The sequence below is a fragment of the uncultured Nostoc sp. genome (genome assembly GCF_964245445.1).
Classification (GTDB): domain Bacteria; phylum Cyanobacteriota; class Cyanobacteriia; order Cyanobacteriales; family Nostocaceae; genus Nostoc.
This window is the reverse complement of sequence record NZ_CAXTNE010000370.1, coordinates 1-6210: the sequence shown is the minus strand read 5'-3', so window position 1 is coordinate 6210 and position 6210 is coordinate 1. Positions and strand designations below refer to the sequence as shown.

6 protein-coding genes are annotated in these 6210 nt (G+C 42.0%); 4 read left to right on the top strand and 2 right to left on the bottom strand.

What is annotated here, in order from left to right; all coding sequences use genetic code 11:
- Positions 1-215: 215 nt before the first annotated feature.
- The 3 genes from ACFE90_RS35020 to ACFE90_RS35010 all read left to right on the top strand — a co-directional run bounded on the left by ACFE90_RS35020 (position 216) and on the right by ACFE90_RS35010 (position 3871).
- Complete coding sequence (locus ACFE90_RS35020) at positions 216-641, top strand: hypothetical protein (RefSeq protein WP_375506871.1); 426 nt, start codon at positions 216-218, stop codon at positions 639-641.
- A 260-nt stretch (positions 642-901) separates the two neighbouring features.
- Complete coding sequence (locus tag ACFE90_RS35015) at positions 902-3100, top strand: ATP-binding protein (protein WP_375506870.1); 2199 nt, start codon at positions 902-904, stop codon at positions 3098-3100.
- Positions 3101-3223: 123 nt separating this feature from the next.
- Entirely contained in the window at positions 3224-3871 is a 648-nt protein-coding gene (locus ACFE90_RS35010; protein ID WP_375506869.1) for a class I SAM-dependent methyltransferase, read from the top strand.
- Between the two features lie 167 nt (positions 3872-4038).
- Here the strand turns inward: ACFE90_RS35010 and ACFE90_RS35005 are convergent, their stop codons facing one another.
- Positions 4039-4836, bottom strand: a complete 798-nt coding sequence (locus tag ACFE90_RS35005; protein WP_375506868.1) for a dienelactone hydrolase family protein — start codon at positions 4834-4836, stop codon at positions 4039-4041.
- Between the two features lie 283 nt (positions 4837-5119).
- Between ACFE90_RS35005 and ACFE90_RS35000 the strand changes: the two genes are divergently transcribed.
- Positions 5120-5659, top strand: coding sequence for a DUF2267 domain-containing protein (locus ACFE90_RS35000; protein ID WP_375506867.1), 540 nt, complete (start codon positions 5120-5122; stop codon positions 5657-5659).
- Between the two features lie 66 nt (positions 5660-5725).
- Here ACFE90_RS35000 and ACFE90_RS34995 read toward each other — a convergent pair whose 3' ends face one another.
- Positions 5726-6064: a XisI protein gene (locus ACFE90_RS34995; RefSeq protein ID WP_375506866.1), complete on the bottom strand. Its 339-nt coding sequence runs from the start codon at positions 6062-6064 to the stop codon at positions 5726-5728.
- Between the last annotated feature and the right edge of the window lie 146 nt (positions 6065-6210).

Below are 6210 nucleotides of genomic sequence, written 5' to 3'. Positions count from 1 at the left end.
TTGCTTTCTCATTTTGGTGTTTTCCGCAAGCAAAAGCAGCTTTTACTTTCTCAAAGCCCAGTTTGCTTTCTCATTTAAGTAATTCGCGCAATCTGCTGTAATTGTCCCTATGTAGCAAAAGCTATTGCAGATTTGCCGGAATTCTCTCAGGCTGATCTATACGTAATTTTTTAAGGTAAAGAATATTAACCGTACTGGATTACAAGGTGTAGATTATGGCTCGGAGAAAAAGAACTTCTGTAGTGTTAGAAAAAGCAGTGCGCCGTGCCGCAAGCATAAACTCAATTGATCCGAGGTTAGATTTAGGCAATGGACTCACCTTACCTGCCTTCTCAAGCCTGATCGAGATGATGCGATCTAAAGAAAATGCCTATAACAGTGCCCTTTCCAGCTTAGATAAGTTGTATCGTGAAATGCTGGAAACAGAAAGTGAGTTGGGAGATATGACAGAACACATGCTGATGGCAGTTGGGACTCGATATGGCAAAAGCAGTGTAGAGTACGGCATGGCGGGAGGAGTTCCTAAAAATCAACGTCGTAAGGGACTACGAGGCGAACCGCCAACTTCCGGTACTGAGCAACCGTTATTTGTTGCCAGTGTGGAGGGCAAGAATGGAAAGACAACGGTAACGACAAGTTAAGATGTGCCGTAGTACTCAAAATTTTGTCAAACTCAAATAATTGCGTAGGCGCAGCCCGTCGTAGACATTGCTGTTTTATCAAATATATTTATCCGTTACTAGTCGCGCAACACAACGCACTAATTAATGATTATGATGGTGTGTTGCGCTTTGCGACAACGCACCCTAAAGCTTGACAAAAAAATTTAAACAAAGGTTAGTATGTGGGCATCTTGGGAACTATAGAAGTAAATCAGATTAGCATCAACTTCTAGTTTCCAATGAAAACTCCCTATCTTAGCAAAGGTAAAGCGTTCCCATTACAGATTGTTCTTGTTGTTCCCTTCATTATCCAAATTTTTGCAGCGGTCAGTTTAGTGGGTTATTTGTCCTTTAAAAATGGGCAAAGAGCAGTTAATGACGTGGCAGAAGAGTTGATAGATCGTACCAGGGATGTAGTGGATGAACACCTTAAGTCTTATCTTTCCATTCCGCAAACGCTTAATCAAATCAACGCAGATGCTATCCGCAGGGGAATATTAGATGTACGCGCTCGTAAAAATCTTGGCAAGTATTTCTGGGATCAGATCCAGGTCTATGACCTGACTTATATTGGTATCGGACTAACGACAGGTGAAGGGCTGGGTGCGGCTCGTTATGATGGCAAGACGATCACCATTGATGATTGGACTGCCAAGCCTCCCAACAATGTCTACACTTACGCTACTGATCAGCAAGGCAATCGAACTCAGGTGAATGCTCGGTGGGATTGGGAAAATTCTAGCGAAACTTGGTATACCCAATCGCTCGCCGCAGGTAAACCCATTTGGGGAAAGATTGTAAGTGCAACTTTTCCCACCGGTCCTTACATCGCCGCCTCTGCCAGTCGTCCGATTTATGATTCGCAAAATCGCTTGCTGGGAATGATTGCTGCGGACATTCACTTGCTCAAACTCAGCGATTTTTTACGCAGTTTGAATATTAGTAAGTCTGGGCGGGTGTTCCTTTTAGAACGGGATGGCACATTAATCGCCACTTCCGGCACAGAAAAGCCCTTTACCTTCGTTAATCAAAAGGTTGAGAGGTTGCAGGCGATCGACAGTTCTGACCCAATAATACAGAACATTGCCAGACACCTCCAAACTTTTAAAGAGTTTAAGTCCATCACCCAAGACACAGATTTTCAGATGAAGTTACAAGGAAAACGGCATTATGTCGATGTTGTACCTTGGCGTGACAAGTATGGCTTGGATTGGCTGCTGGTGGTGAGTGTGCCAGAAAACACATTTATGGCGCAAATTAATGCCAACACGCAGACCACGATCGCCCTTTGTTTTGGCGCATTGGTTGTTGCCTCGGTGATGGGCGTGTTCACCTCTCATTGGATTGTACGCCCGATTCTGCGCCTGAGTTGGGCAAGTGAGGCAATGGCATCTGGCAATTTAGATCAGACAGTAGAAACTAGCGGCATTCGAGAACTTAATACTCTATCCAACTCTTTCAACCACATGGCAGGGCAACTGCACGAATCATTTACTGCTCTCGAGAAAAGCAAGGAAGAACTAGAAGATCGGGTAGAAGAACGCACCACTGAACTCAAAAATGCATTAGCGGAATTGCAGCGCACTCAATCTCAAGTTATTCAAAGTGAAAAAATGTCTAGTCTCGGACAACTAGTTGCTGGAGTTGCACACGAAATTAATAATCCAGTCAACTTTATTCATGGCAACCTTGTCCATGTACAAGAATATATTCAGGATTTATTAGCGTTTGTGCAGTTGTATCAGCAGCATGATTCTAACTCGGCTCCGGAAATTCAAATCGCTGCCGAAGACATGGATCTTGAGTTTTTGCAAGAAGACTTACCAAAAATGTTGTCTTCTATGAAAGTGGGCACCGAGCGCATTCGCCAGATTGTACTGTCGCTGCGAAACTTCTCCCGCATGGACGAAGCAGAATTCAAAAGCGTCGATATTCATGAGGGCATTGACAGTACCCTGATGATTTTGCAACACCGCCTCAAAGCTAAACCAGAGCAACCTGAAATTGAGGTGATCAAAAACTACGGCAATGTACCCCTAGTAGAATGCTATGCCGGACAACTCAACCAGGTGTTTATGAATATTTTAGTGAATGCAATTGATGCGCTAGAAGAAAGCAATGCCTTGCGTACCTATCAGGATATCGAGAACAATCCCAGTAGAATTAGGATTCGCACATCGGTAGTTAATTCAACGTGGTTAGAAGTGGCGATCGCTGATAATGGAGTCGGAATTTCCAAAGAATTTCAGCAACGAATATTCGATCCCTTTTTCACCACCAAACCCATTGGCAAAGGAACCGGAATGGGTATGTCCATCAGCTACCAAATCGTCACACAAAAACATGGCGGCAAACTGGAGTGCTTCTCAACTCCTGGAGAAGGAACCGAGTTTATCATTCAAGTTCCTCTCCGGCCAAAGGTTGATGGAGTGGTTTAAGTTTATACTAATTTGGAATTACCAAAGTATCTAGCTATTATTACGGTAGTCATTCTTAAATTGTAATTATATTATACATATAAATAAAGAGGAAAACCAGTAGTTATATTTGTTAAGCAACCTATGCAGATAAATCAGGTGATTGAAACCTACGATCAAGGTGCAGTGGATTATGACGCAATTATGAAGCGTTACTGGCACATCGAGCGCGAACCTCTAATTGCTTCTTTGCAGCTTAAGCCAGGACAAACCGTACTAGATGCTGCGGTAGGAACAGGTCTTAACCTTTCAGCATACCCTGAAGGCGTGCATGTCGTCGGTGTTGATCTTTCTGAGAAGATGATGGATGAAGCACGTAAAAAGCGCGTATCCGCAGACATCACCTTCAAAGTATCGGATATGTGCAATCTTGATTTTCCTGATAATAGCTTTGATGCAGCAGCGTCGGGATTTACTTTCTGTGTCGTTAATGATCCAGTTCTTGCTCTTAAGGAAATTCTACGAGTTACCAAGCCTGGTGCATTTATTGCCATTCTCGATTACTGCAAATCGCAAGATCCAGAGTTTCAGAAATGGCAAGAATTAATATTTGATGCTAGTTCACAGCTAGGCTTCCCGACTGGCAAAATCAAGTGGAACGCATTGATGGATTATAACGAATTGATTTATAACAGCAAGCTTCCCATTGAAGTGCTTGTGGACGATCGCATAGAAAATCCAAACCCATTTTTATGTGGTTGTCAATTACTGCTGAAAAACTCAAAAGCTTAAAGCCAACAGTATCGCAGTCTTGTAATTTTGTTTTGTAGTGAGGACTAAAGTCCTCTCTACGAGACGCTATGTAGTAAGGCAACTATGCCCAAAGGGCTTTACAAAATCAGGACTGAAGTCCCGACTACAAACATTTTTAAAGGAAGATTGATTAGCTTGTAACCATATCACAAGTTGTTTTGAAACAGTTCTAGAACATGTTTCCAAGCATCAGGAGCAGCTTCTGGGTTGTAACTTGGGTGCTGCTCTAAAAATGGGTACTTATCTTTGAAAAATCCGGCAAAGAATCCATGTCCTGCATCGTATCGAAATATATGATGCTTTATTTTATGCTTCTTTAATTCTGCCTCAATTTGCTCGTTTTCTTCTTGGGAAACTAATGAATCTCTTGTACCAAAAAAGGCATAAATAGTACCTTTAATATCTGAAGTACGATTAATGGTTGGAGTCTCTTCACCATAACTAGAAGTGGTAATTCCACCACCATAGAATGAAGCTGTTGCTTTGATATCGGGTAAAGTTGCAGCCATATAAGCAACATGACCGCCAAAACAGAAACCAATGACACCAATTGCATTATTTTTGACATTGGGTAAAGTTTTTAGGTAAGTAATGGCAGCTTGAATATCGTTGAATATCTCTTGATACTTTACTTGTTGATAGTATTCCAAGCCCAGCCGATAGCTTTCTGGGCTATAGCCAACATCTTCAGGACTAAAGTCAGCCTCAAAACCGGGAGCAATACGTTGATACATCGCCGGAGCTATTGCTACATATCCTTGTTTTGCAATTAGTTCGGTGATATCTCGAATATTACTGTTGATTCCAAAAATTTCTGGAAAAACTATAACTGCGCCAAAGGTTCCATTTTGTGCTGGTTGAGCTAAGTAAGCATCGATTTCTAAGTCATCGTTGGGTACTTTAACGTAGCCAGTGTTAATTTCGATGTTTGTTGTTTCTACCATCTGTGTTTCAGCTAATTTTATACCAATTCATCTATTCTGACTATTTTTCAATATCAATGGGCAATGTCTATGATGAGCGGAAACACCAAAAGTATTGCTCTGCTCAATCGCTTAACCTCAACCATGACCTTCTTGCTTTGCTGCTATAAGCAGATAAAATAAATTTCTAACTTTTGAATAGGTCGTATTTCAAACTTCTGGATGATGTTAAGGGTTTTTGATTTGTGCGACCTTACATAAGGTAAGCATAAAGACTCAATATTAAAAAGCACAAGAAAAAACAATGCCTGATGAATCATTTAGAACAAATGTTCCAGAAATTGACCCAACGGAGATTGAAGATTCTCGAACTGTAATCGCTGACGAACATCGCTCGTTCCTAGAAAAAGTCCAGGTCAGAGCCGGATTTGCAGATCCCTATGATGCAAGAGACTTTACTGAAGTCGTGTTTCGTGTTATGCGCGACTTGATGACCACAGAAGCCAGCGATCGCGTCGAGTCAGAACTGCATACAGAAGCTATACCTACGGATGAAAAAGCACTCCAGTTTGAAGTGTCCGATCTCTGGAAAGATACAAATCCAATTGTGGGATTTTTGAGCCGGGTTCGTCCACCTTGGAAAGGGCCAGGTATCTTCAATATCGATTCTGATCGCTTCCTGTTCCGAGTTGCTAATGAAAGCGGAATGCCGCGATCGGTCGAGCGAGAGCAAGCGGTTAAAGCAGTTTTTTCTGCCACCAAAGACGAACTTTCTCAAGAGCGGATTCAGGAAATTGCTAGCTGGCTACCTGACTATGTACGTCAGCTTTGGGAGCAAGCTTAATTAGAAAGTTAGAAAAAGTCAAGCCTGTTTGTGATCGTTACTCGCAAACAGGCTTTTTAAATAGGTTTAGCCTACAGCAAACTCTGTATACTGCCGTACATGAGGTGCATGATATGCTATGACAATATCTTGCTTAGGCACTCCCTCGCTCACGAGTTGATCTGCGATCGCATCCTCCGTTCCGTCATGCTGCACCCAAATTTTCCCATCCTTGATATCTATATGCAGCACACAGCCATAAATCCGGGTACTACTATCCTTCCATCCCACATGCACAAGCTGATAGTGGTCTTTTGTAGTATCAAAAATGGTTTGACTTTCTATTGGATCGCTTTCAGAACGCAACTTTCCTCGCGTCGTCAATAATCTCTGAATTAGTTCACGATACAAAATTAGCTTATCCATTCTGCAATCTCCTGTTTTTGTGTGTCATACACCAAAAGGGGAATTTTGTTACGGACAATGACCGTTTGAATAAATGGATATCTGAAAAATCGGGCGTTGCATAATAGGGGGATGAATTGAGGTCATCTACTGTGCAATGTCCATAC

Bases quoted from the DNA above. Each gene is read 5' to 3' on its own strand.
- ACFE90_RS35020 (WP_375506871.1), top strand. From the start codon at position 216: ATGGCTCGGAGAAAAAGAACTTCTGTAGTGTTAGAAAAAGCAGTGCGC.
- ACFE90_RS35015 (WP_375506870.1), top strand. From the start codon at position 902: ATGAAAACTCCCTATCTTAGCAAAGGTAAAGCGTTCCCATTACAGATT.
- ACFE90_RS35010 (WP_375506869.1), top strand. From the start codon at position 3,224: ATGCAGATAAATCAGGTGATTGAAACCTACGATCAAGGTGCAGTGGAT.
- ACFE90_RS35005 (WP_375506868.1), bottom strand. From the start codon at position 4,836: ATGGTAGAAACAACAAACATCGAAATTAACACTGGCTACGTTAAAGTA.
- ACFE90_RS35000 (WP_375506867.1), top strand. From the start codon at position 5,120: ATGCCTGATGAATCATTTAGAACAAATGTTCCAGAAATTGACCCAACG.
- ACFE90_RS34995 (WP_375506866.1), bottom strand. From the start codon at position 6,064: ATGGATAAGCTAATTTTGTATCGTGAACTAATTCAGAGATTATTGACG.